This window comes from Labrys wisconsinensis (assembly GCF_030814995.1).
Classification (GTDB): domain Bacteria; phylum Pseudomonadota; class Alphaproteobacteria; order Rhizobiales; family Labraceae; genus Labrys; species Labrys wisconsinensis.
In genome coordinates, this window is sequence record NZ_JAUSVX010000019.1 from 142,446 (window position 1) to 165,495 (window position 23,050).

Annotated in this window: 22 protein-coding genes; 13 read left to right on the forward strand and 9 right to left on the reverse strand. The window is 71.3% G+C overall.

Going from position 1 to position 23,050, the window contains the following annotated elements; all coding sequences use genetic code 11:
- Nucleotides 1-31: 31 nt before the first annotated feature.
- On the reverse strand, nt 32-772 hold the full coding sequence (locus QO011_RS35075) for an SDR family NAD(P)-dependent oxidoreductase (RefSeq protein WP_307282897.1): 741 nt from the start codon (nt 770-772) through the stop codon (nt 32-34).
- 227 nt (nt 773-999) lie between these two features.
- Here QO011_RS35075 and iolD point away from each other — a divergent pair, with 227 nt between their 5' ends.
- Genes iolD through QO011_RS35100 form a run of 5 tightly spaced genes read left to right on the forward strand, consistent with a single transcriptional unit; the run spans nt 1,000 to nt 6,598 of the window.
- A complete protein-coding gene (gene iolD / locus QO011_RS35080) occupies nt 1,000-2,886 on the forward strand; it encodes a 3D-(3,5/4)-trihydroxycyclohexane-1,2-dione acylhydrolase (decyclizing) (RefSeq protein WP_307282900.1) in 1,887 nt (628 codons plus the stop codon).
- 10 nt (nt 2,887-2,896) lie between these two features.
- On the forward strand, nt 2,897-3,907 hold the full coding sequence (gene iolG, locus QO011_RS35085) for an inositol 2-dehydrogenase (RefSeq protein ID WP_307282903.1): 1,011 nt from the start codon (nt 2,897-2,899) through the stop codon (nt 3,905-3,907).
- Nucleotides 3,904-4,773, forward strand: coding sequence for an SMP-30/gluconolactonase/LRE family protein (locus tag QO011_RS35090; RefSeq protein ID WP_307282906.1), 870 nt, complete (start codon nt 3,904-3,906; stop codon nt 4,771-4,773). Before iolG ends, QO011_RS35090 begins: the two co-directional genes overlap by 4 nt.
- Nucleotides 4,774-4,778: 5 nt before the next feature.
- Nucleotides 4,779-5,672 (forward strand): SMP-30/gluconolactonase/LRE family protein, encoded by an 894-nt coding sequence (locus QO011_RS35095; protein WP_307282907.1) that lies wholly within the window; start codon nt 4,779-4,781, stop codon nt 5,670-5,672.
- Nucleotides 5,669-6,598, forward strand: coding sequence for an ROK family protein (locus tag QO011_RS35100; protein ID WP_307282909.1), 930 nt, complete (start codon nt 5,669-5,671; stop codon nt 6,596-6,598). Before QO011_RS35095 ends, QO011_RS35100 begins: the two co-directional genes overlap by 4 nt.
- 18 nt (nt 6,599-6,616) lie before the next feature.
- Here the strand turns inward: QO011_RS35100 and QO011_RS35105 are convergent, their stop codons facing one another.
- The 6 genes from QO011_RS35105 to QO011_RS35130 all read right to left on the reverse strand — a co-directional run bounded on the left by QO011_RS35105 (nt 6,617) and on the right by QO011_RS35130 (nt 11,928).
- The gene (locus QO011_RS35105; protein ID WP_307282912.1) at nt 6,617-7,501 is read right to left on the reverse strand and encodes an alpha/beta fold hydrolase; all 885 of its coding nucleotides are present in this window, start codon (nt 7,499-7,501) and stop codon (nt 6,617-6,619) included.
- Nucleotides 7,502-7,528: 27 nt separating this feature from the next.
- Nucleotides 7,529-8,434, reverse strand: a complete 906-nt coding sequence (locus QO011_RS35110) for a sugar phosphate isomerase/epimerase family protein (RefSeq protein WP_307282915.1) — start codon at nt 8,432-8,434, stop codon at nt 7,529-7,531.
- Between the two features lie 35 nt (nt 8,435-8,469).
- Complete coding sequence (locus QO011_RS35115; RefSeq protein WP_307282918.1) at nt 8,470-9,636, reverse strand: Gfo/Idh/MocA family protein; 1,167 nt, start codon at nt 9,634-9,636, stop codon at nt 8,470-8,472.
- A 240-nt stretch (nt 9,637-9,876) separates the two neighbouring features.
- Nucleotides 9,877-10,515: an HAD family hydrolase gene (locus tag QO011_RS35120; protein ID WP_307282920.1), complete on the reverse strand. Its 639-nt coding sequence runs from the start codon at nt 10,513-10,515 to the stop codon at nt 9,877-9,879.
- Between the two features lie 7 nt (nt 10,516-10,522).
- Nucleotides 10,523-11,029, reverse strand: a complete 507-nt coding sequence (locus tag QO011_RS35125) for a VOC family protein (protein WP_307282921.1) — start codon at nt 11,027-11,029, stop codon at nt 10,523-10,525.
- A 5-nt stretch (nt 11,030-11,034) separates the two neighbouring features.
- Nucleotides 11,035-11,928 carry a sugar ABC transporter substrate-binding protein gene (locus tag QO011_RS35130; RefSeq protein WP_307282923.1) on the reverse strand — a complete coding sequence of 298 codons (894 nt, stop codon included), beginning with the start codon at nt 11,926-11,928 and terminating at the stop codon, nt 11,035-11,037.
- A gap of 408 nt (nt 11,929-12,336) precedes the next feature.
- Between QO011_RS35130 and QO011_RS35135 the strand changes: the two genes are divergently transcribed.
- The 8 genes from QO011_RS35135 to QO011_RS35170 all read left to right on the forward strand — a co-directional run bounded on the left by QO011_RS35135 (nt 12,337) and on the right by QO011_RS35170 (nt 21,188).
- On the forward strand, nt 12,337-13,875 hold the full coding sequence (locus tag QO011_RS35135) for a sugar ABC transporter ATP-binding protein (RefSeq protein WP_307282925.1): 1,539 nt from the start codon (nt 12,337-12,339) through the stop codon (nt 13,873-13,875).
- Nucleotides 13,872-14,873, forward strand: a complete 1,002-nt coding sequence (locus tag QO011_RS35140; protein ID WP_307282928.1) for an ABC transporter permease — start codon at nt 13,872-13,874, stop codon at nt 14,871-14,873. The genes QO011_RS35135 and QO011_RS35140 overlap by 4 nt, the downstream gene beginning before the upstream one ends.
- 71 nt (nt 14,874-14,944) lie before the next feature.
- Nucleotides 14,945-15,913, forward strand: coding sequence for a sugar ABC transporter substrate-binding protein (locus QO011_RS35145; protein WP_307282931.1), 969 nt, complete (start codon nt 14,945-14,947; stop codon nt 15,911-15,913).
- Between the two features lie 8 nt (nt 15,914-15,921).
- Nucleotides 15,922-16,929, forward strand: coding sequence for an ABC transporter permease (locus QO011_RS35150; RefSeq protein WP_307282935.1), 1,008 nt, complete (start codon nt 15,922-15,924; stop codon nt 16,927-16,929).
- Nucleotides 16,930-16,952: 23 nt separating this feature from the next.
- Nucleotides 16,953-17,978: a Gfo/Idh/MocA family oxidoreductase gene (locus QO011_RS35155; protein ID WP_307282939.1), complete on the forward strand. Its 1,026-nt coding sequence runs from the start codon at nt 16,953-16,955 to the stop codon at nt 17,976-17,978.
- Nucleotides 17,979-18,208: 230 nt separating this feature from the next.
- The gene (locus tag QO011_RS35160) at nt 18,209-19,096 is read left to right on the forward strand and encodes a TIM barrel protein (RefSeq protein WP_307282942.1); all 888 of its coding nucleotides are present in this window, start codon (nt 18,209-18,211) and stop codon (nt 19,094-19,096) included.
- A gap of 23 nt (nt 19,097-19,119) precedes the next feature.
- On the forward strand, nt 19,120-20,427 hold the full coding sequence (hisD, locus tag QO011_RS35165) for a histidinol dehydrogenase (RefSeq protein WP_307282945.1): 1,308 nt from the start codon (nt 19,120-19,122) through the stop codon (nt 20,425-20,427).
- Complete coding sequence (locus QO011_RS35170; RefSeq protein WP_307282948.1) at nt 20,424-21,188, forward strand: SDR family NAD(P)-dependent oxidoreductase; 765 nt, start codon at nt 20,424-20,426, stop codon at nt 21,186-21,188. Before hisD ends, QO011_RS35170 begins: the two co-directional genes overlap by 4 nt.
- A 364-nt stretch (nt 21,189-21,552) precedes the next feature.
- On the opposite strand, the gene QO011_RS35175 is transcribed toward QO011_RS35170, so the two are convergent.
- Together QO011_RS35175 and QO011_RS35180 are read right to left on the reverse strand one after the other, a co-directional pair.
- The gene (locus QO011_RS35175) at nt 21,553-22,689 is read right to left on the reverse strand and encodes a Gfo/Idh/MocA family protein (protein ID WP_307282951.1); all 1,137 of its coding nucleotides are present in this window, start codon (nt 22,687-22,689) and stop codon (nt 21,553-21,555) included.
- Between the two features lie 46 nt (nt 22,690-22,735).
- Nucleotides 22,736-23,050 (reverse strand): P-loop NTPase family protein (locus QO011_RS35180; protein ID WP_503129061.1); only part of this gene is annotated, 315 nt, incomplete at its 5' end.

Here is a 23,050-nt window from a genome sequence, read left to right on the forward strand (position 1 = left end):
AGCCCGGGATGTCGTCGGCGCGGCCTGCGGCTCAGCGGATGCTGCGGCCGCCATCGACGGGAATGGTGAGGCCGGTCATGAAGGAGGCGTCGGCGCTGGCCAGGAAGGCGATGACACCAGCCACCTCGTGCGGCTCGCCGATGCGGCCGATCGGATGCTTCCTGAGCACCGCCTGCTCGGCCGCCGCCTCGTCGGGCGCCGCGGCGAGCCAGGTCGTGACCATGCGGGTGCGGATCGCCGCCGGGCAGACGCAGTTGACGCGGATCTTGTCGGGCGCGAGGTCGAGCGCCAGCGAGGCCGTCATCGAGACGAGGCCGCTCTTGGAGGCGCTGTAGGCCACCATGCCCTCGGTGCCGCGGATGCCGGTGATCGAGCCGACATTGACGATCGCCCCGCCGCCGGCCCGCCGCAGCGCCGGCACCGCGGCGCGGCAGCCGAGGAAGGCGCTCGTCAGGTTGGTGTCGATGAGATGGTGCCAGAGCGCCAGGCTGGTCTCCTCCACCGTGCCGCTCTCGCGCACCCCGGCATTGTTGACCAGCACGTCGAGGCGGCCGGCCTCGGCCGTGACCGTCTCGATCGCCCGCCCCCAGTCGGCCTCGTCGGTGACGTCGAGATGCAGCGGGCGGGCGGCGCCGAGGTCGAGCCCGTCGGTCCGGCGCCGATGGGCGGCGTAGACGGTGCCGCCCTCGGCGAGGACGCGCCGGATCGTCTCGAGGCCGATGCCGGTCGAGGCGCCGGTCACCAGCACCACCTTGTCCTCGAAGCGCTTCATGATGTCTTCCCTGCGGCCCTTTGGCCGATTCTCTCCGACGCGGCGTCGCCGCGCCCGCATGCCGCCCGGGCGGCATGCGAAAAGAACAGTTGCATAGCTTTGCAAAAAAGGGAAGATGCCGACAACGAGAAGCCGCCGCGCTTCGCCGGCCCGGCGCCGGCGAGCGGTCGGGGCGGCGTGCCCGGCACGTCGACAGATCGACGGCCTGAGACGACGAGGAGACAGGAATGTCCAAGCCGGCCCAATCCTTCGAGCTGACGGCGGCCCAGGCCACGGTGCTCTACCTGCAACGGCAGATCTCGGCCTTCGACGGCCGGCGCCGGCGGCTGGTGGCCGGCATGTTCGGCATCTTCGGCCACGGCAATGTCGCGGGCATGGGCCAGGCGCTGGACGAGTATGGCGAGGCGCTGCCGTTCTACCAGCCCAAGAACGAGCAGGCGATGGTGCACGCCGCCATCGGCTACGCCAAGGCGACGAACCGGACGTCCGTGCTCGCCTGCACCGCCTCGATCGGCCCGGGCTCGACCAACATGCTGACCGGGGCGGCGACGGCGACCGTCAACCGCATCCCGGTCCTGCTCTTCGCCTCCGACACCTTCGCCCATCGCCGTCCCGGCAACGTGCTGCAGCAGCTCGAGCACCCGATCGAGGCCGAGGTCTCGGTCAACGATTGCTTCCGGCCGGTCAGCCGCTTCTTCGACCGCATCTCCCGGCCCGAGCAGCTCCTCACCGCCCTGCCGGAGGCGATGCGGGTGCTGACCGACCCGGCCGAGACCGGCGCGGTGGTGATCGCCTTCCCGCAGGACGTGCAGGGCGAGGCCTTCGCCTATCCCGCCGCCTTCTTCGAGGAGCGCACCTGGACCATCCGCCGCCGCGTGCCGCACGAGGACGACATCGCCGAAGCCGCGGCGCTGCTGCTGAAAGCCCGCCGTCCGCTCGTCATCGCCGGCGGCGGCGTGCGCTACTCGCAGGCCGAGGCGGCGCTCGTCGCCTTCTGCAACGGCTTCGGCATTCCCGTCGCCGAGACCTTCGCCGGCAAGGGCACCGCGCGGGACGCCGAGCTGCTGCTGGGCGGCGCCGGCGTCACCGGCACCGGCGCCGCCGGGCGCATCGCCGAGGGCGCCGACCTGGTGCTCTGCATCGGCACCCGCCTGCAGGACTTCGCCACCGGCTCGCGCTCGGGCTTCCACGATCCCGCCGTGCGCTTCGTCGGCATCAACGTCAACGCCGCCGATGCCCACAAGCTCGGCGCCGCCGCGGTGGTCGGCGATGCCCGCCTGTCGCTCGAAGCGCTCGCCGGCCGGCTGAAGGCGGAGGGCTACGCCACATCGCCGGCCTATCGGCAGGAGGCGCGCGCGGCCGTGTCGGCCTGGAAGGACCGCTATGCCGCCGACATCCTGCATAAGCAGGGCCAGCCGATGAACCAGGGCACCATCACCCGCCTGGTCAACGAGGCGGCGGGCGCCGGCGACGTGGTGGTCGCGGCCGCCGGCACGCCGCCGGGCGAGATCCTCAAGGCCTGGGACAACGGCGCCGGCTCCGACTGCTTCCTGGAATTCGGCTTCTCCTGCATGGGCCACGAGATCCCGGCCGGCCTCGGCGTGCGCATCGCCCGGCCCGACCAGGGCGAAGTCTATGTCGTCATCGGCGACGGCACCTATCTCCTGTCGCCGACCGAGCTGGTCACGGCGGCGCAGGAAGGGCTGAAGGTCACGGTCGTGGTGATCGAGAATTACGGCTACCAGTGCATCCGCGATCTGCAGGAAGGCACGACGGGCACGGAGAATTTCGGCAACGAGTTCCGCCGCCGCAGCGCCGGCGAGCGCCAGCCGAACGGGGCCTATCTCGAGGTCGACTATGCCGCCAACGCCCGGTCCATGGGCGCGACGACCTTCAGCGCCGATACGCCGGAAGACCTGCAGGCGGCGCTGGCGCAGGCGCGCTCCGTCGCCGGCCCGGTGGTGATCGTCGCCAAGGCGGAGAAGCGCGGCCGCTCGATCGGCTCCGACGTCTGGTGGGACGTCGGCGTCGCCGCAACGACCAAGGCCGAGCAGACGCGCGAGGCCGTGAGCCGCTTCCTCGCCGGGCGCAAGCACCAGCGCGCCCTGGTGTGAGCAAACGGCCATGCTCACGCTCGCCCTGTTCGGCGCCGGCCGCATCGGCCGGATCCACGCCCGGTCCATCGCCCGCCATCCGCGCGCGCGGCTGAGCCATGTCGTCGACCCCGACGGCGCGGCCGCCGCGGCGGTGGCGGCCGAAGCCGGCGGCGTGCCGGCCGATGCCGAGGCCGTGTTCGCCGATCCGGCAGTCGACGCCGTGGTCATCGCCAGCACGGCCGAGACCCATGGCACGCTGATCGAGCGGGCGGCGGCGAGCGGCAAGGCGATCTTCTGCGAGAAGCCGATCGATCGCAGCACCGAGCGCACCCGCGCCGCGATCCGTACCCTGCGCCGGGCCGGGACCAGCCTGTTCCTCGGCTTCCAGCGCCGCTTCGACCCGAGCTTCGCCGCCTTGCAGCAGCGCCTCGCCGCCGGCGAGATCGGCCGTCCCGAGCTCGTCGTGCTGACCAGCCGCGACCCCGCGCCGCCGCCGATCCCTTACATCGAGCACTCGGGCGGGCTGTTCCGCGAATCCATGGTCCATGATTTCGACGTGGCGCGCTGGCTGCTGGGCGAGGAGCCGACCGAGGTCTACGCCACCGGCTCCTGCCTGGTCGACCCACGCATTGCCGCCGTCGGCAGCCCGGACACCGCAGCCGTGACGCTGAAGACCGCCGGCGGCGCCATCTGCGTCATCACGCTGTCCTGGCGCGCCGCCTATGGCTACGACCAGCGCGCCGAGGTGCTGGGCTCGGCCGGCATGCTGCGGCTCGACAACCGCCAGGCCACCAGCGTAGTCAAGGCCGACGCCGCGTCCATCGCCGGCGACCGGCCCTTGCCCTTCTTCCTCGAACGCTATGCCGAGGCCTACGAGGCCGAGCTCGACGCTTTCGTCACCGCGCTGGAGAGTGGGACGCCGTTCCGGCCGAACGAGGAGGACGGGCTGCGCGCCCTGATCCTGGCCGACTGCGCCGAGCAGTCCGCCCGCGCCGGCCTGCCCGTCGCCGTGCCCGGAGAGCTGGAGGTCGGCTCATGACGCGCCGGGCTGAGCTGCTCTTTCCCGCCCAGACCGAGCTCGGGGAATGCCCGGTCTGGGACGCCGCGCGTGATTGCCTGTTCTTCATGGACGTCAGCGAGAAGCGCCTCCACCGCCTGGACTGGCGCAACCGCGCCCTCGGCACGCTCGACCTGCCCGCCATCGGCGGCGGCCTGGTGCTCGGGCGCGATGGGGCGCTCATCGCCGGGCTCCAGACCGGCCTCCATCGCATCGATCCCGAGCGGGGCACGGTCTCCTTCCTGGTCGACCCCGAGCCGGACCGGCCGGACAACCGCCTCAACGAGGCCAAGTGCGACCCGCAGGGCCGGCTGTGGATCGGCTCCATGTCGACCCGCGACCGGTTGCCCTGCGGCCGGCTCTACCGCATGGAACGGGACGGACGGATCGCCGCCGTTCTCGACGGGATCATCATCCCCAATGCCCTGGTCTGGACCGGCCCGCAGACCATGCTGTTCGCCGACAGCGCCCGCCGGCTGATCTGGTCGTTCCGCTGCGATCCCGAGACCGGCGCCCTGTCCGAGCGGCGCGTCTGGGCCGATTGCAGCGCCGCGCCGGGCATGCCGGACGGCATCGCCCTCGATGCCGAGGGCTGCCTGTGGAACGCCGAGTTCGGCGGCGGGCGCATCGTGCGCTACGATCCGGCAGGTCGCCCGATCGAGACGGTTCCCCTGCCCGCCACCCAGGTGACGACCTGCGCCTTCGCCGGCGAGGGCCTGCGCCAACTCGTGGTGGTGACCACCAAGCGCCTGCTCGATGCGCGTGGCCGGCAGGCGCAGAGCCATGCCGGCGACCTCTTCGTGATCGAGCCGCCGGCGCCAGGCGCGCCGGTGCCCTTGTTCGGATGACGCCCATGCCCTCCTCGCCCGATGTCCTGATCGCCTGCGGCTGCCGGCTGGCGGAATCGCCGATCTGGTCGCCCGCCGGCCGGACCCTGCACTGGGTCGACATCCCCGCCGGCCTCGTCCACCGCTGGCGGGCGGAGACCGGCGAGACTGCGTCCTGGCCGCTCGGCGAGGCGATCGGCAGCATCGCGCCCTGTGTTGACGGCAGCTGGCTCGCCGCCACCAAGACCGGCATCGGCCGTCTTGTCCTGGACGGCGGTGCCTATATGCCGTTCGCCACGCCCGAGGCGGGGCGCCCGGCCATGCGTTTCAACGAGGGCAAGGTCGACCCGCGCGGCCGCTTCCTCGCCGGCACGATGAACGAGACGGTGCGCGAGCCCGACGGCACGCTGTACCGGCTCGATCCGGACCTGTCGCTGACACCGCTCCTCGGCGACGTCATCGTCCCGAACGGGCTGTGCTGGAGCCCGGACGGCCGGACGATGTATTTCGCCGACACCCGCCGCCACGCCATCTCGGCCTTCGACTACGACCTCGACGACGGCGTGCCCACGAACCGGCGCATCCTCGTCGACCTCGCGAGCTATGGCGGCCTGCCCGACGGCGCCGCGGTCGACGACGAGGGGTGCCTGTGGGGCGCCCTGTTCGGCGGCGGCCGCATCGTGCGCTACACCCCGGACGGGCGCATCGACCGGGCCATCGCCCTGCCGGTCAGCCAGGTCACGTCTCTCGCTTTCGGCGGGCGGGACGGGCGCACGTTGTTCGTCACCACCGCGCGCCACCTCCTCGACGAGGCGGCGTTGCGCAGCCAGCCGCTGGCCGGGCATATCTTCGCCGTCGATGCCGGGGTCTCCGGCCGCCCCGATCCCCGCTTCGCCGGCAGCTTTGCGAGGCGGCCATGATCCTCACCTTCGAGATCGGCGGCTCGAGCATCCGCGCCGGGCTCTACGACCCCGCCGGCCATAGGGTCCTTCGCGAGGCGCGGGCGCCGACGCCGAGCTTCGTTACCGAGCCCGCGGCCGACACCGGGACCATCCTGGAGCGGCTGGGCCGCCGCCTCGCCGAGCTGGCCGTGGGGCTCGGCGCCGAGGCCCCGGATGCCGTCGGGATCGGCTATCCCGGCCCGGTGTCGCCGGAAGGGATCGCCCTTTCCTCCCCGACCATCCTCGGCGAAGGCCGCGACCGGCCGGTCGACGTCGCCGCCCTGGTGCGCGCCCATTTGCGGGCGCCTGATGTCGTGGTGGTCAACGACGTCACGGCCTGCGGCTATCGCTATGTCGCCGAGGGGCTCCGGGACTTCTGCCTGGTCAATGTCGGCTCGGGCGTCGGCAACAAGCTGTTCCTCGACGGGCGCGCCGTGGTCGGCCCCGGCGGGCGCGGCGGCGAGATGGGCCATTTCGCCATGGACATGCGGCCGGACGCGCCGCTCTGCCAGTGCGGCGGCCGCGGCCATCTCGCGGGCATCGCCTCCGGCCGGGGTGTCGAGGCGCATCTGCGCCGTGCCGCGGCGGCCGGCCCGACCACGGCCGAGATCGTCGCCGCCTTCCATGCTGGCGATCCCTGGACGCGGGCGCGCATCGCCGAGACCGCGGCGCCGCTGGCGCACGCCGTCGCCGGCCTGCACGCCATGGTCGGCGTCGAGCGCTTCATCCTGCTCGGCGGCTTTGCCCTCGCGATGGGCGAGCCCTATCGAGCGCTGCTCGCGGAGCTCTGCGCCCGGGCCGTCTGGGACCTCGGCCAGGACTGGGACGCCATGCTCACCCTCGGCGAGCCCGGCGACCAGGACGGCCTGCTCGGCCTCGGCTACGTCGCCGGGCGGAGCCGATGAGGAGCCTCCGCGGCCCCCTCACCGCAGGAAGCGCAGCATCGCCTCGGCCAGGGCCTCCGGCTGCTCCAGCGCCATGCTGTGGCCGCAGCGTTCGATCTCGACATAGTCGACATGGCTCGCGACGTTGCCGATCTGGCGCCGCGGCTCGTCCTTCATGAAATAGTCCGACCCGATCGCCAGCACAGGGATGTCGAGCTTCTCCTTCGCCCATTCGCGGGTCAGGCGGATATTCTCGAAATGGGCGCGGTAGACGGCGAAGATGCCGCGCAGCCCGCCCGGCCCCGAGGCGCTGCGCACCCATTCGTCCACGGCCTCGTCCGAGAGCGCCGCCGGGTTGAAGGTCTCGTTCTTCATCCAGGTCGACCAGAAGATCGCCTCGCGTCCCTGGATCAGCATTTCCGGCACGTCGCGCAGGAAGAAGAAGTTCACGTGCCAGGACCAGTGGATCGAGGCGACGTTCTCCTCGTTGAGGAAGGACCAGAGCTCGATGCCGAAGCCGGGCAGCAGCATCTCGCCGAAGGAGAGCTTCTTGACCCGCCGCCTCTCGCTCGCGGCGAGCGCATAGGCGAAGGCCGCGCCCCAGTCCTCGCCGGCGACGCAGAACGTGTCATGGCCGAGCGCGGTCATCAGCTGCGCCAGGTCCTGAGCCACCGTGGCCATGTCGTAGCCGGCGGCCGGCTTCTCCGACTCGCCGAAGCCGCGGATGTCGGGCGCGACCACGGTGACATGCGGGGTCAGCAGCGGGATCAGCCGATACCAGTAGGAGGCCGTCTTCGGCACGCCGTGCAGCAGGAGCAGCGGCGGCCCGGATCCGGCGGTGACGTAGTGCAGGCGCACGCCGTTCACCGCGGCCCGGCCGTGGACGGCTGGCCTGCCGGCATGGTCGCGGATCTCGATGGCCATGGAGCCCTCCCGATGTGATGGGACGCGTCAGGCGGCGACGCGCTTCAGCTGCTCGTCGACGAAGCGCTTGGCGCGCGGCACGTCCGCCTCCTCCAGATGCTCGATGATCAGAGGGATGTTGGGATGCCGCTCGCTCAGCCGCTTGAGATAGAGCGCATAGTTGAGGTCGCCCAGGCCCGGGCCCGGCATCTCGATGGCGCCGATGCCGCGGAAGCTGTGGGCGCTGGAGGCGTCCATCTCGGCATATTTCTCGCCCGCGTCCGCGGCCCGCTTCACGTCCTTGGCATGGGCGCACCTGACGTGCGCCGCCAGCGGCGCGTCGAAGATCCGGTTCAGCGTCTCGTCGATGCGATCGATATTGTGGTCCTCGAAATAGTTGGTCGGGTCCATCATCAGCCCGAAGCCGGGGCTGTCGATCTCCTCGACGATGCGGTTGGTCCGCTCGATCGTGCCGACGACATTGTTGACATAGGTCTCCAGGAGGAAGACGGCGCCGTGGTCCTCGGCATAGCGGGCGAGCTCGGCGAGGATCGCCCGGCACTCCAGATAGCCCGCCTCGGTCTGGTTCTTCGGATCGGGAATGTAGTCACTGTCGGCGTTGAAGGTGCCGGCTTCGCTGGCGACATAGGGCGTGCCGAGCAGCCGGGCGTGCTTGAGCGCGAACTTGACGTGGTCGATATAGGCCTGGCGCGTCGCCGGCTCCGGATGGGTCAGGTTCTTGTAGGCGGCGATGCAGGAGATCGGCAGGTCGGCGTCGCGGAAGGCGTCCGCCACGCGCCGGCAGTCGTCGACGGCCTTGGGACCGGGACGCAGGACCAGGTCCTTGAACGCGGTGTCGAGCTGGACGTTGGTGAACCCGTGCTGCTTGATGCGGCGGATCGTCTCGTCCAGGCCGTAGGGGAAGTAGCCGGTGAATATGCCGACGGACATCATGGCTTCGGTCTTTCCTGCAGGGGGGACGGAGCGGATCAGCGCAGGCGCGGCACGTCGACCCAGCCGTCGCCGCGGGCGGCCGCCAGCGCCGCGTCGAGGATCTCGCAGCAGCGCAGGCCATCCTCGAAATTGGGCGCCGGCGAGCGGCCGACGGCGATGGATTCGACCAGCTGCCGGGCGTTGAGCACGAAGGCCTCGGCATAGCCGATGCCCTGCCCCGGCGAGCCCTGGCCGCGACTGCCCTGCACGATGGGGAACCAGAACAGGTTGGCACCGGGATGAACGCCGCCGACCAGGATCTGGCGATAGCCGGCGAGATCCTGCGGGTCCTCGTCGGAATAGAAATGCAGCTCGTTGTTGCGTTCCCAGGAGAAGCGCAGCGCGCCGCGGTCGCCGACCACGGTGAAGAACACGTCGTTCTTGAACCCCGGCAGGGCCCAGCTCGCATGGACCGAGCCGACGGCGCCGTTCTCGAATTCCAGCATCGTCGTCACGAGGTCGTCGACCTCGACCGGCGCCTTGACGCCGGGGCGGCCGGGCAGGCTGCGCTCGGGGATGAAGGTACGGGTGCGCGCCGCGAGGCGCTTGACGTCGCCGACGAGGTAGCGGGCGAGGTCGAGGATGTGCGAGCCGATGTCGCCCGCCGCCCCCGAGCCGGCGGGGCCGCGGCGGAAGCGCCAGTGCAGCGGCACCGCATCGTCATTGTTGTGGTCCTGGAAGAAATGCCCTTCGAAATAGCGCACCGCGCCGATCCGGCCCGCGGCGATCACGTCGCGCGCCTGCCGGATGGCCGGCCAGTTGCGATAGGTGAAGTTGACCATGTGCACCCGCCCCGAGGCGCGCGCGGCGTCGAGCATGCGCGCGGCGCCCGCCGCGTCGGTCGAGAGCGGCTTCTCGCACAGCACGTGCTTGCCGTGGGCGAAGGCGTCGGCGACGATCTCCTCGTGGCTGTCATTGGGCGTGGCGACGCTCACCACGTCGATGTCGTCGGCGCGGGTGACGTCCTTCCAGTCCGCCGAGGATTTCGACCAGCCCCAGCGATCGGCGGCGTCCCGCGCCAACCGCTCGTCGATGTCGGCGATCCGCACCAGCTCGATCGCCGGGCAGTCCGGCCAGGCCAGGGCTGGGAGGTTGCGGAAGGCCAGGCTGTGCAGCTTGACCATGTAGCCCCCGCCGATCATGCCGAAACGCAGCCTCGCCATGCACGTGCCTCCTGGGAATGGCCGGTCGCGGGTTGCCGCTTGTCGCTCGCGGCCCTCGGCCGCGCCGGCTCGAAGCAGGCGTAACAGTTTTTGCATTGCTATGCAAATTGCAGCGAGACCAGGGACATGCGCATTTTGCCGCAGCATCGGAGGGAGAGTGATGCCGCGGACGGGCCGGCATGGAATGGATAGGGGTTCATCGCACGGCGAGGGTCCCGCCGCCCCCTCCGCCCTCTCACCTCACCGGCCGAGGTCCGTCGAAAACCCGAGCTCCTGCAGGTCCTCCGCGATCCCCGCAGCCGAGCGGTAGATCAGGCTGATGAATCCGGCGGCAGCGGCGAAGGCGGCGCTGGCCGGTTCGTCCTCGACCATGATGCGGGGCACGCCCGCCGGCAGGGCGGCGGCGGCGAGCGCGAACAGCGCCCCATCGCGCTTGTCGGCGCCCTGCTCGAAGGAGAGGAAACGGTGCTGCAGCAGCCGGTCGAGATGGAGACGGCGCTCGAGGTCGGCAGCGCGCTCGGCCGTGGTCTCGGCGATCACGCCGAGCGCGAAGCCGGCGGCGGCGAGGTGTTCGAGGAGGACGACCATGCCGGGATGGGGCTCGAAGCAGGCGAGCCAGGCGCGGCGGATCATCTCCGCATCAAGGCCGGTCGCGGCCTGCAGGCGCGGGCCGATCCAGGCCCAGAACGCCCCGGCCTCGATCTCGCCGCGGCGAAGGGCCCAGCTCTCCGGGCCGGAGAACAGGGTGGAGAGCGCCGCCCTGTCCGCACCGGTCTCGGTGGCGAGGCGCTCGATCAGGATGCGGGTGCCGTTGGTGAACAGCACGCCGCTGGCGTCGAAGCAGACGACCGCCGGGACGACCGATGCTACCGCATCCATGCTGAAGTCACCGGTGCCCCTGCATCAGCTCGTAGCTGTGCGTGTAGATCTCGATGACGTTGCCGAAGGGATCGCGGCAATAGCACATGCGGTACTCCGTCGTTTCGCCGCGCTCGATCCACAGCTTCGAGATCACGGCCCCGCCCGTCGCGGCGATCTTCGCGCTGAGGGCGTCGATGTCGGGGTCGGTGACGCAGATGTGGAAGAAGCCGCTCTTCCAGAACTCGACCGTGTCCGGCCGGCGCTCGTGCGGCGGGTCGATCAATTGGAACAGCTCCAGCCCGACGCCGTTGGCGCTGGTCAGGTGCGCCATGCGCATGTGGCGGAAGGCCGGGCCGAGCACGTCGACCGCTTGGGCGCCGGACGCCGCCTCGGCCCGGATCTCGTTCGGCCCCGAGATCAGGCGGAAGCCGAGCACCTGCCCATACCAGGCGATGGCGGCGTCGAGGTCGGCGACGCCGACGCCGACATGGTTGATCGGCCGCGGGGCGGCGGAGGATGCGTTGTCCGTCATGGCTGTCACCTGTAGCCGCGCCGCACACCGTCCTCGGCTGCGGCAAGATTGGAGGCGTCGACGATGGCCGGGCCGGTATGGATGTCGGAGGCGAGGGTGAAGCCCCTGGCCTTGTGCAGCCACATCGCCTCGACCGAGAGATAGCCCTGCAGATATTGCTGGCTGTCGATGGTGGCCAGGATCCGCCCCGACCGGATGCCGTCGATCTGCAGCTGCGCCACGTCGAAGGTGAGGTGCGGGACCTGCCGCCCGCCGGACAGGCCCTCGCTGCCGGCCAGCACCGCCTCGGCCCCGGGCGGCCCGAGCGTCAGCACCGCGTCGATGACGGGCGCGGCCTCGAGCCGCTCGCGCACCGCGCTCGCACAGGCGGCCGGGTCGCCGCCAGGGATGCGCAGGCGCTCGACCGGCACGCCGGCCGCCTCGCAGGCGCGCCGGAACCCCTGCCAGCGGTCATTATGGCAGATGTGCTCGTGGAGATAATGGTCGACGCAGAGCGCCGCGCGCGGCCGCACCTTCTCCAGCACGTAGCGCCCGGCGAACTCGCCGGCATGGCCGTCATCGCCGCCGATATAGAAGAGATAGGGGATGCGCTCGCCGGCCGGACGGGGATCCTTGGCGTTGATGCAGATCAGCGGGATGCCGGCCGCCACCGCCCGGCGCAGCGGGCCGTCGACCGCGCCGATGTCGGGCACGGTGGAGATCAGCCCGTCGGGCCGGGCATGGGTCGCCCCCTCGATCAGGCCGGCCTGGATCTCCGGCGAGAACTTGCCGGGGCGCAGATGCTCGACATCGACGTCGTAGCGATCGGCGGCGTCGATCAGCCCGCGCCGGAACACCTCCCAGAACACGTCGCCCAGGATGTCATGCGTCACTGCGTAGAATTTCAGCCGCTTGGCCACTATCGTCCTCCCTTTGGGGCGCGGGTTTCCTACAGCGCACCGGTACGCAATGATCGTCAGACCGCGACGCCCGCCGCTCCCCTCCCCCTTGCGGGGAGGGGTGAGGGGTGGGGGTCCATCAGAACGGGGCGCGACGCACAGCGTAGGCGCCCTTTGCAGCCCGCCCACTCCATTCTGCACGACCCCCACCCTTTATCCCTCCCCACAAGGGGGAGGGAAGACACCGGCGTCGCGGCAGTCTGGCACCGCCGCGTCTCGCCCAACCGGTTGCCACGCTTCGACGCCATGGCATCAGTGTCTCAAGTTTCGATTTGCATAGCTAATCATTTTTGCTACTGTCAAGTCCAATGAGGCCGGAAGCAGCCCGCCGGGGGCGCACGGGAGGGCGAGGCAACGATGCAGGGATCCATGGCTGCCCTAGGCCCGGCCGTCCGCGGCGCCCCTGCGCCGGCCCTCGACGTGCGTGGCTTGTCCAAGGCCTTCGCCGGCGTGCCTGTCCTGAAGGACGTGGATTTCCGCATGGAATCCGGCGAGATCACCATGCTCGTCGGGGAGAATGGCGCCGGCAAGTCGACCCTCAAGAACATCCTGTGCGGCGTGCTGCGGCCGGATGGCGGCAGCATCACCGTGGCCGGGGAGCGCTTCGACCGGCTCGACGGCGGCCGGGCCGAGGCGCTCGGCATCGGAGTCGTCCACCAGGAGCTCAGCCTGTTCCCGAACCTGTCCGTGTCTGAAAACCTATTCATCGGCAACCGCCCGCGCCCCTTCGGCCGGGTCGACTGGAAGGGTCGGCGCGCACGGGCGCGGGCGCTGCTCGAGGGCGAGCTGGACAGCGCCATCGACCCGGATGCGCCGGTGGAGAGCCTCTCCATCGGCCAGCGCCAGCTGGTCGAGATCGCCAAGGCGATCGCCGCCTCCTCGCGCATCCTGATCCTGGACGAGCCGACCACCAGCCTGACTGCGCCCGAGCGCGAGCATCTCGGCGCCGTCGTGCGCCGGCTGAAGGCGAAGGGCCTGGCCATCCTCTACGTCACCCATTTCATGGACGAGATCTATGCCCTGGCCGACCGCATCGTCGTGCTGCGTGACGGCCGCATGGTCGGCGGCGGCACCCCGGCCGAGATCGACCGGCGGGCCCTCGGCACGCTGATGGCCGGCCGCGCCCTCGACGTCGCGGTGGCGGCGCTGCCGCCGGTCGCCGCCGGCGCCCCCGCCCTGCTCGCGGTGGAGGATCTCGACGACGGCCGCATGGTGCACGGCGTCAGCTTCGATCTGCGCGCCGGCGAGGTCCTCGGCCTCGCCGGGCTGGTCGGCGCGGGGCGCAGCGAGATCGCCGAGGCCATCGTCGGCCTCCGGCCCGCCGCCGGCCGCGTCCGCCTCGCCGGCCTGGCCTATGACGGCCGCTCGCCGCGCGAAAGCCTGAAGCGCGGCCTGGTCCTGGTCTCCGAGGACCGCCGGCGCGACCAGGCCTTCCTCGGCCGTTCCGTCGCCGAGAACGCCGCCGCCGCGCTGCTCGGCCGCGTGTCCGGCCATCTCGGCCTGATCGAGGCGGCCGCCGACCGCGCCCTCGTCGGCGAGGTGCTGCGCCGCACCGCCGTCAGCCACCCCGGTGCGGGCGCGCCGATGGCCGCCCTCTCCGGCGGCAACCAGCAGAAGGTCATCCTCGGCCGCTGGCTCGCCGCCGGCCCGACCGTGGCGATCCTGGACGAGCCGACCAAGGGCGTCGACATCGGCGCCCGCGCCGTGATCCATCGCCTGGTGGTCGAGCTCGCCCGCGCCGGCGTCGCGGTCCTGCTGATCTCCTCCGACCTCAACGAGCTCCTCGCCCTGTCGCACCGCATCGCCATCCTGCACAAGGGACGGCTCGCCGCGACCGTCGATCCCCGACAGACCGGTGCCGCCGCGATCGTCGAGATCGCCTCCGCCGGCGAGGACGCGGCGCCATGACCGGCCTGCGCGCATTCCTGCCGCGCGCCATCGCGGCCCGCGGCCTGCAGGACGGCTCGCTGCTGCTGGTGCTCGCCCTGCTCCTCGCCGTGTTCTCGGCGCTGAGCGACCGATTCTTCCAGGCCGACAATTTCGCCAACCTGGTGATGCAGGCCTCGGCCGTGGCGGCCGCGGCGGTCGGCATGACCCTGGTGGTGATGACCGCCGGGATCGATCTCTCCGTCGGCTCCGGCATGAACCTCGCCCTGGTCACGGCGGTGGCGGTCGCCGGCGCGCCGGGCGAGATGGCCTACACCACGCAGACCGGCTGGCTGGTCTACCCCGTGGCGCTCATCGCCGGCGCGCTGCTCGGGGTCGTCAACGCCGTGCTGATCCTGCGTCTGCGGCTGAGCCCGCTGATCGCCACGCTCGGCACGCTGACGCTCTATCGCGGCCTGGCGCTGCACGTCACCGGCTCGAACGAGATGCTGGTGTTCGGCGCCATCCGCGCCTTCGGCCGCGGCGTCCTCGCCTTCGGCATCGGCGCGCCGGTGTTCGCGGTGCTGGCGCTGGCCCTCGCCACGGCGCTGTTCCTGCGCCACGTCTCGCTCGGCCGCTTCATCCTGGCCGTCGGCGGAGCCGAGCGCTCGGCCCGCGAGACCGGCCTGCCGACCGGCCTGGTGATGGCCGCGGTCTACGGCTTCGCCGGCCTCACCGCCGCGCTGGCCGGGCTGATCGTGGTCGGGCGGGTCGGCGCCATCAACCCGGATCTCGGCTGGCAGTTCGAGTTCACGGTGATCACCGCGGTCGTGCTCGGCGGCACCAGCCTGTTCGGCGGCCGCGGCTCGATCTTCGGCTCGGTGATCGCGGCGCTGGTGCTGGCCACGGTCAGCAACGGCCTCAACCTGATCGGGGCCAATCCCTTCGTCTACGACGTCATCCGCGGCGGCGTGCTGCTCGGCGCGGTCGGGCTCGACGCCCTGTCGCGGCGCGGCCGGGCCGGCCTCGCCGCGGGATAGGACTGCAGATTCGGCCAGCCGGAACGGCGGCCGCCGGGCGACCCGCATCGCCCCAACCCAGGGAGAAACGCATGAACCGTCAGATCCTCCTCGCGCTCACCGCCGCGCTCGCGGCCGTCGTCGCGCCGGCCGCCCGCGCCGACGACATCACCATCGGCGTCTCCTTCGACAAGATGGAATCCTTTCGCCAGGGCGAGCTCAAGGCGATCGAGGCCGCCGCTGCCCGCCACGGCGTCCGGATCGTGTTCCAGAACGCCCAGGAGGACGCCCAGCGCCAGGCCTCGCAGATCGAGAGCATGATCTCGCAGGGGGTGAAGGCGATCGTCGCCATTCCCTGGGACATCCAGGCAGCGGTGAACGATGCAGCCACCGCCCATGCCGCCAATGTCGCCTATGTCACGCTCGACCAGGCGCCGGCCGACCTCAGCGCGGTCGACTTCCATGTCGGCGGCGATCCCTGCGCCGACGGCAGGGCTGCGGGCGAATTCTTCGCCAAGGCGGCGGACGGCAAGCCTTTCAAGCTGCTGGAGCTGCAGGGGGGCCTGTCCAACGATAACGGCATCCGCCGCTCCAAGTGCCTGGACGAGGTGCTGGCCGCGCACAAGAACGTCACCATCGTCGCGCAGGTGCCGACGGACTGGAAGCCGGAGAAGGCGCTCGATGGCACCGAGAATGCCCTCCAGGCCCATCCCGACCTCAACGCCATCTATTCCCCCTGGAATATCGGCCTGCAGGGCGTCTTCTCCGTGCTGGAGAAGCGCGGGCTGAAGAAGAAGGTCGGCGAGCCCGGCCACCTCGCCATCGTCTCCATCGACGGGGCGCCGACCGGCTGCCAGGCGGTGCGCGACGGCTTCATCGACATGGACCTCGCCACGCCGGTCGGCGACATGGCCGAGGCCGCGGTCGCCGCCGCCGTCAAGGCCGCCAAGGGCGAGCCGATCCCGCAGCGCACCCTGTTCCTCGCCGGCACCGCCTACACGCCGGCGGACGTGCAGGAGAAGGCGTCCAAGGTCTGGGGCTGCGCCCCGGCCACCAACTGAGGCTCGCGATGAGCGTGGCGACGCCCGACCATCAGACCCGGGCGCCCGGCGGCCCTCCCGCCGGGCAAGCCCGCGCGGCCTTCGACCGCCTCGCCGGCATCCCGATGCTGCCGGTGGCGGTCCTCGTCTTCGCGGCCTTCGCGCTGACGGTTCCCGGCTTCGGCACCGTGGTCAACCTCGACACCATGGCGCGGGTGCTGGCGCCGCTCCTGGTCGCCGCGATCGGCGCCACGCTGATCATGCTGGCCGGCGGCATCGATCTCTCGGTCGGCGCCACCATGAGCCTGGCCTCGGTGCTCGGCGCCATGGCGATGAAGGAGAGCGGCAGCGTGGCGCTCGGCTGCGCCGCCGGCGCGGCGGTCGGAGCCGCCGTCGGCGTCGTCAACGCCGTCGCCATCGTGCGCCTGCGCCTCACCCCCTTCGTGCACACGCTGGCGGTGATGCTCACCGCCCGCGCCCTCGCCTTCCTCGCCTCGCACGGCGCCTCGGTCGGCGGCCTGCCGCCGGCAGCGACCGCCTTCGGGCGGCTGCGGCTCGCTGGGGTTCCCGTGCTGCTGCTGATCGCCGCGGCGCTGTTCCTCGTGGCGCTGCTCGTCCTGCACCGCAGCGTCTTCGGCCGCTGGATCTATCTCGTCGGCGCCAACGAGCGTGCCGCGCTGTTCAACGCCGTGCCGGTCGACCGGGTCAAGGCGGCGCTCTACGTCCTCGGCGGCACCGCCGCGGGCATCGCCGCCATGCTGGCGGTGCTGCGCCTCGGCTCCGGCTCGCCGGTGCTGGGCGACAACATCCTGCTGCAGGTGATCGCCGCGGTGGTGGTCGGCGGCACCAGCGTCTTCGGCGGCGAAGGCGGCCTGGTGCGCACGCTCACCGGGGTCGCCCTGATCGTCATGCTCGACAAGGGGCTCGATATAATCGGTCTCGCCTTCTACGACCAGGCGATCATCATCGGCCTCGTCATCCTGGCCGGCAGCGCCCTCGGCACCGCCCTGCAGCGCCGCAAGACCCTGCGCGGCTGATCAACCATCATCGAGGTCCCGCCATGCCCGTCCAACCGCTCTGCCTCGTCGGCGCCGGCCGCATCGCCCGCGTCCATGCCGGCTCGATCGCCCGTTCCCACCGCGCCCGGCTCGCCGCCGTGGTCGATCCCGATCCCGCCGCCCGGGCGGACATCGCCGCGGCCCACGGCGCGCAGGCCTTCGCGACGCTGGACGAGGCGCTCGCCGCCGGCAGCTTCGCCGGCATCGTCATCGCCTCGCCGACCGGCACCCATGCCGACTATGTCGAGGCCTGCGTCGAGGCCCGCCTGCCCGTGCTGTGCGAGAAGCCGGTCGACCTGACGCTGGCGCGCGTCGACCGCTGCCTCGAGCGCATCGCCGGCTGCGGCGTGCCGGTCACGGTCGGCTTCCACCGCCGAGCCGACGCGGCGCGGCGCGAGGTCAAGGCGGACGTCGCCCAAGGCCGCATCGGCCGGCCCGAGCACGCGCTGCTGGTCAGCCGCGACCGCCTGCCGCCGCCGCCCGCCTATATCGCCCATTCCGGCGGCATCGTCCGCGACATGCTGATCCACGACCTCGACGAGATCGTCTGGCTGTTCGGCGATGGTCCGCTCAGCGTCACGGCGGAGCTGCGCCCCTTCGAGGATCCCGCCCTCGCCGGCCTCGGCGATCACGGTTCGGCCGCCGTCACCATCGCCTATGACGACGGGCCGGTCTGCCACGTCGTCGCCTCGCGCCGCTGCACCTATGGCTTCGAGCAGCGCATCGAGGTGTTCGGCTCGCTCGGGCTCACCGCCTGCCCGAGCCTGCCGGCCCGCCACGCCACCCTGGCCGGCGGCGCCGGCTTCGTCCGCCCGCCCCTGCACGAGTCCTTCCGCGAGCGCTACGCCGCCGCCTACGAGGCCGAGCTCGACGCCTTCCTCGACATGGCCGAAGGCCGCGCGCCGCCGCTCTGCCCGGTGGACGAAGCGCGCATGTCGCTGGCCCTGGCCGAGCTGGTCATCGCAGCGCATCGCAGCGGCGGCCGCGTGCGGAGCACCGGCCTCGGCAGGGCGGCCGCCGGGACGTAGAGAGACTGGTGGAACGACTGCCCGATCTGCAACGGCCGTGAGCGTTCGTCCGTGCGTGCACGGGAACCTCGACGTCATCGGCGGACTTGATCCGCCCATCCACACGACCACCGTCGGTATACGCCTTGCGAGGATGCGCCCAATATTGCAAAGCTATGCAAAACGAGCTACGACCATCTCATCGCTCTGTTCAGAGCCATCGCAGGCCCTTTCCGCATCCGGAGCCCCTCATGCCGATCAATCTCGCCAACGCCCCCGTGTCATGGGGCGTCGACTATGCCGACGATCCCAAGAACCCGGCCTGGGACAGGGTGATGAGCGAGATCGCCGAGGCGGGCTATCGCCATACCGAGCTCGGCCCCTACGGCTATTACCCCACCGAGCCCGAGCGGCTGCACGGCGAGTTCACGCGCCGCGGCCTCACCGTGGCCGCCGGTTTCGTCTTCCAGGTGCTGCATGATCCGGCGAAGAGAGAGGACGTGCTCGACGTCGCCACCCGTACGGTGGCGCTGCTGGCGGCGGTCGGCGGGCGCCATCTCGTCACCATCGACCATATCAGCGAGGAGCGGATGCGCACCGCCGGCCGGGCCGACCTGGCGCAGCGCCTCGACGCGCCGCGCCGGCGCCACATGCTCGACCTGATCGAGCGCATCGCCGACATGGCCCTCGCCCGCGGCGTCACGCCGGTGATCCACCAGCACGCCGGCTGCTATATCGAGTTCGAGGACGAGATCGAGGCGGTGGCGGCGGCGCTCGACCCCGCCAAGGTCGGCCTGTGCATCGACACCGGCCACATGGCCTATGCCGGCATCGACCCCGTCGCCTTCTACCGCCGCCATGCCAGCCGCGTGAAGTATTTCCATTTCAAGGACATAGACCGCGCGATCCATGCCCGTGTCGTCGCCGAGCGGGTGCCGTTCCTCGAAGCGGTCGCGCAGAAGGTCTTCTGTCCGCTCGGCCGCGGCGTGGTCGACTGGCCGGGCCTCGCCAGCGCCCTGCGCGAGACCGGCTTTGCCGGCGCGGCCACCATCGAGCAGGACATCGACCCGACGGTCTCGCTGACGCCGATCGAGGACGCCAGGGCGAGCCTGGCCTATCTCCGCTCCGTCGGCTTCTGAACCAAGGCATTGGAGGAAGCGCAATGGCACGCATACTCAAGACCGGGCGGTCGGGCACGGACAAGGCGGCGGATGCCGAGCGCGTCAAGGCGAGCGTCGAGGCGATCCTGGCGGAGGTCTCGGCCCGCGGCGACGCGGCGGTGCGCGAGCTCTCGCAAAAGTTCGACACCTGGTCGCCGGAGAGCTTCCGGCTGTCGCAGGCGGAGATCGAGGCCTGCATCGCGGCCCTGTCGCCGCGCGAGATCGAGGACATCACGTTCGCGCAGGCGCAGGTGCGCCGCTTCGCCGAGATCCAGAGGGCAGCGCTGCGCGACGTCGAGGTCGAGACCCTGCCCGGCGTGGTGCTCGGCCACAGGAACATCCCGATGGCCTCCGTCGGCTGCTACGTGCCCGGCGGCAAGTACCCACTGGTCGCCTCCGCGCATATGGGCGTGGTCACCGCCAAGGTTGCCGGAGTCAAGCGCGTGGTGGCGATGACGCCGCCCTTCGAGGGCAGGCCGGCGCCTGCCGTGGTCGCGGCCATGGCGCTCGGCGGCGCCGACGAGATCCACATCCTCGGCGGCATCCAGGCGGTGGCGGCGATGGCGCTGGGCACGCAGAGCATCGCCCCGGTCGACTTCCTCGTCGGGCCGGGCAACGCCTATGTCGCCGAAGCCAAGCGCCAGCTCTTCGGCCGTGTCGGCATCGACCTCCTCGCCGGCCCGACGGAGACGCTCGTCATCGCCGACGACAGCGTCGATGCCGAGCTCTGCGCCACCGACCTGCTCGGCCAGGCCGAGCACGGCCCGAATTCGCCGGCGGTGCTGCTGACCAATTCGGAGACGCTGGCGCGGGAGACCATGGCCGAGGTCGAGCGGCTCCTGACCATCCTGCCGACCGCGGCCATCGCCCGCCGCGCCTGGGAGGATTACGGCCAGGTCATCGTCTGCGACAGCGACGATGAGATGGTGGCCGAGGCCGACCGCCTCGCCTCCGAGCACGTGCAGGTGATGACGCGCGACCCCGACTACTTCCTCCAGCACATGACCAATTACGGCGCGCTGTTCCTCGGCCCGCGCACCAATGTCGCCTATGGCGACAAGGTGATCGGCACCAACCACACGCTGCCCACCCTCGGGGCTGCCCGCTACACCGGCGGGCTCTGGGTCGGCAAGTTCCTCAAGACCTGCACGTATCAGAAAGTCCTCACCGACGAGGCCAGCGTCCTCGTCGGCGAGTACTGCTCGCGGCTCTGCGTGCTGGAAGGCTTCCTCGGCCATGCCGAGCAGGCCAATATCCGCGTGCGACGCTATGGCGGGCGCAACGTGCCCTATGCCCAGGCGGCGGAATGAGCCTACCGCGCACGCCCTCGCTGCGGCTCGACGGCCGGCGCGCCCTGGTCACCGGCGCCGGTCGCGGCCTGGGGGCCGCCGCCGCCGCGGCGCTGGCGCAGGCGGGCGCCGCGGTGCATGCCGCCGCCCGCACGCTGGCGGAGGTCGAGGCCCTGGCCGAGGCGATCCGGGCCGAGGGCGGGGCGGCGCAGGCCCTCCGCCTCGACGTCACCGACGTCGCGGCGGTGCGCGCGGAGCTCGAGGCCCTGCCGCCCTTCGACATCCTGGTCAACAATGCCGGCACCAACCGGCCGAAGCCCATGCTGGAGGTGACGCCCGAGGACTATGACGCGGTCGAGGGGCTGAACCTGCGGGCCGCCTATTTCGTCGCCCAGGCAGTGGTGTCGCGTCTCGCCGCCGCCGGCCGCGGCGGCAGCATCATCCACGTCTCCTCGCAGATGGGCCATGTCGGCGCCGCCGACCGCACGCTCTACTGCGCCACCAAGCACGGCATCGAAGGCCTGACCAAGGCGATGGCGATCGAGCTCGCCCCGCTCGGCATCCGCGTCAACGCCGTGGCACCGACCTTCATCGAGACACCGATGACCCGCCCCTTCCTGGCGGACGAGGCCTTCCGCGCCGCGGTGCTGAGCAAGATCCGCCTCGGGCGCCTCGGCCGGGTCGAGGACCTCATGGGCGCCGTCGTCTACCTCGCCTCCGATGCCGCGGCGCTGGTCACGGGAACCTCGCTGCGGGTCGATGGTGGGTGGACGGCGGGGTAGCCGACGAAGGGCGGGCGCGATCGACGGGCTTGTCCCGGCCGTGCCCCAGCGAAATCAAATTCGATTTCACGGAAAATACGGCAGCTCCGATATTCGCAACGACATCAGCCGGCGCTTCTTCCTGCACAACCGGAGTTCGCGTGGATGGGCGGAACAAGTCCGCCCATGACGGTCGAGGATGACGCTGCCGTTGTGCCTCACCCGCAACGGTTCCGTCATGGCCGGGCTTGATGCCCGGCCATCCACGCGAACGCGCGTTTCACCGTCATAGACGCGGCGTGCGTTGCCGGTCCTGCCTGCACCGTCGATCCGGTCGCCGGATCAAGCCCGCTTCAACCGCCCCTGTTGGGCACCTCACCCATCCTCAGCCCGCCTCCCCCTCCACCCGCACCCATGCCCGCCGCGCCGCCGACCGCGCCATGGCGTGGATGGTGCGCTCGATCGTCAGGCCGGCGGCGAAGCCGAAGACCGGTTCCTCGCGCCCGGCGATGGCGTCGATGAACCGGGCGGCCTCGATGGTCTTGAGGTCGTTGAAGCCGAGCTGGTGGCCCGGAGCCGGGCAGAACTGGCCGTAGGGCGGATGGTCGGCACCGGTGAGGATCCGGCGGAAGCCGCGGGTCGGGCGCGGACCTTCGGCGAGGTAGAGCTCCAGCTCGTTGAAGCGCTCCTGGTCGAAGGCGATCATGCCGCGGTCGCCGTGGATCTCCAGGCGGATGACGTTCTTGCGGCCATGGGCGATGCGGCTGGAGCCGATGACGCCGGCCGCGCCCGAAGAAAAGCGCAGCAGGGCATGGCCGATATCGTCGGTGTCGACGGCGCGCCGGCCGCTGCCGTCGGCCAGCGGCCTGGTGGGATGGACGGTCTCGACGCTGGCGCAGAGCTCGGCCACCGGCCCGGCCAGGAGATGGATCATGGACAGGAGGTGGACGGTGAGGTCGCCGATGGTGCCGAAGCCGGCCTCGGATTTCTGCAGCCGCCACGACCAGGGCTGCTCGGGATCGGCGAGATAGTCCTCGTCGATCTGGCCGCGGACGTCGACGATGCGGCCGATCGCCCCCTCGGCGATCAGGCGCCGAGCGTGCAGCAGCGCCGGATTGCAGGCGAAGTTGTAGCCGAGGACGGCGACGAGCCCGGGCGTGCCGGCCGCGGCCCGCGCCATCGCCTCGGCGTCGGCCAAGGCCGTCGCCATCGGCTTCTCGCACCAGACGTGCTTGCCGGCCGCGAGCGCCGCCACGGCGATCTCGCGGTGCATGTGGTTCGGCGTCGTGACGGAGACCGCGTCGATGGCGGGATCCTCCACCACCCGGCGCCAGTCCGTCGTCGTGCGGGCGAAGCCCCATTCGGCGGCCTTCGCCGCCGTCCGCTCCGCATCGACGTCGCACAGGACCTCGAGCGCCGGCCGAGGGGTCAGGCCGAACACCGCGGCGACGGAGCGCCAGGCGAGGCTGTGCGCCTTGCCCATGAAACCGGCGCCGATGACGGCGACGCGAAGGTGATCCACGACAGTTTCCCTCCTCGGGTTGCAGGCTTGCTCGGCGCGCCGCGGCTCAGACGGTGCCGCCCAGCGCGCTGGAGAGCTGGGCCAGCTCCTTGCCGCCGGCCATCAGGGTCTGCAGCTCGTCCATCGGGATCTCGGCCTTGGCATAGGTGCCGAGCGTCTTGCCGCGGTTGAGCACCGTGAAGCGGTCGCCCACCGCATAGGCGTGCCGGACGTTGTGGGTGATGAAGATCACCCCCAGCCCGTTCTGGCGCACCTGGTGGATATATTTCAGCACCATCGAGGTCTGCGCCACCCCCAGCGCCGAGGTCGGCTCGTCCAGGATCAGCACCTTGGCCCCGAAATACACCGCCCGGGCGATGGC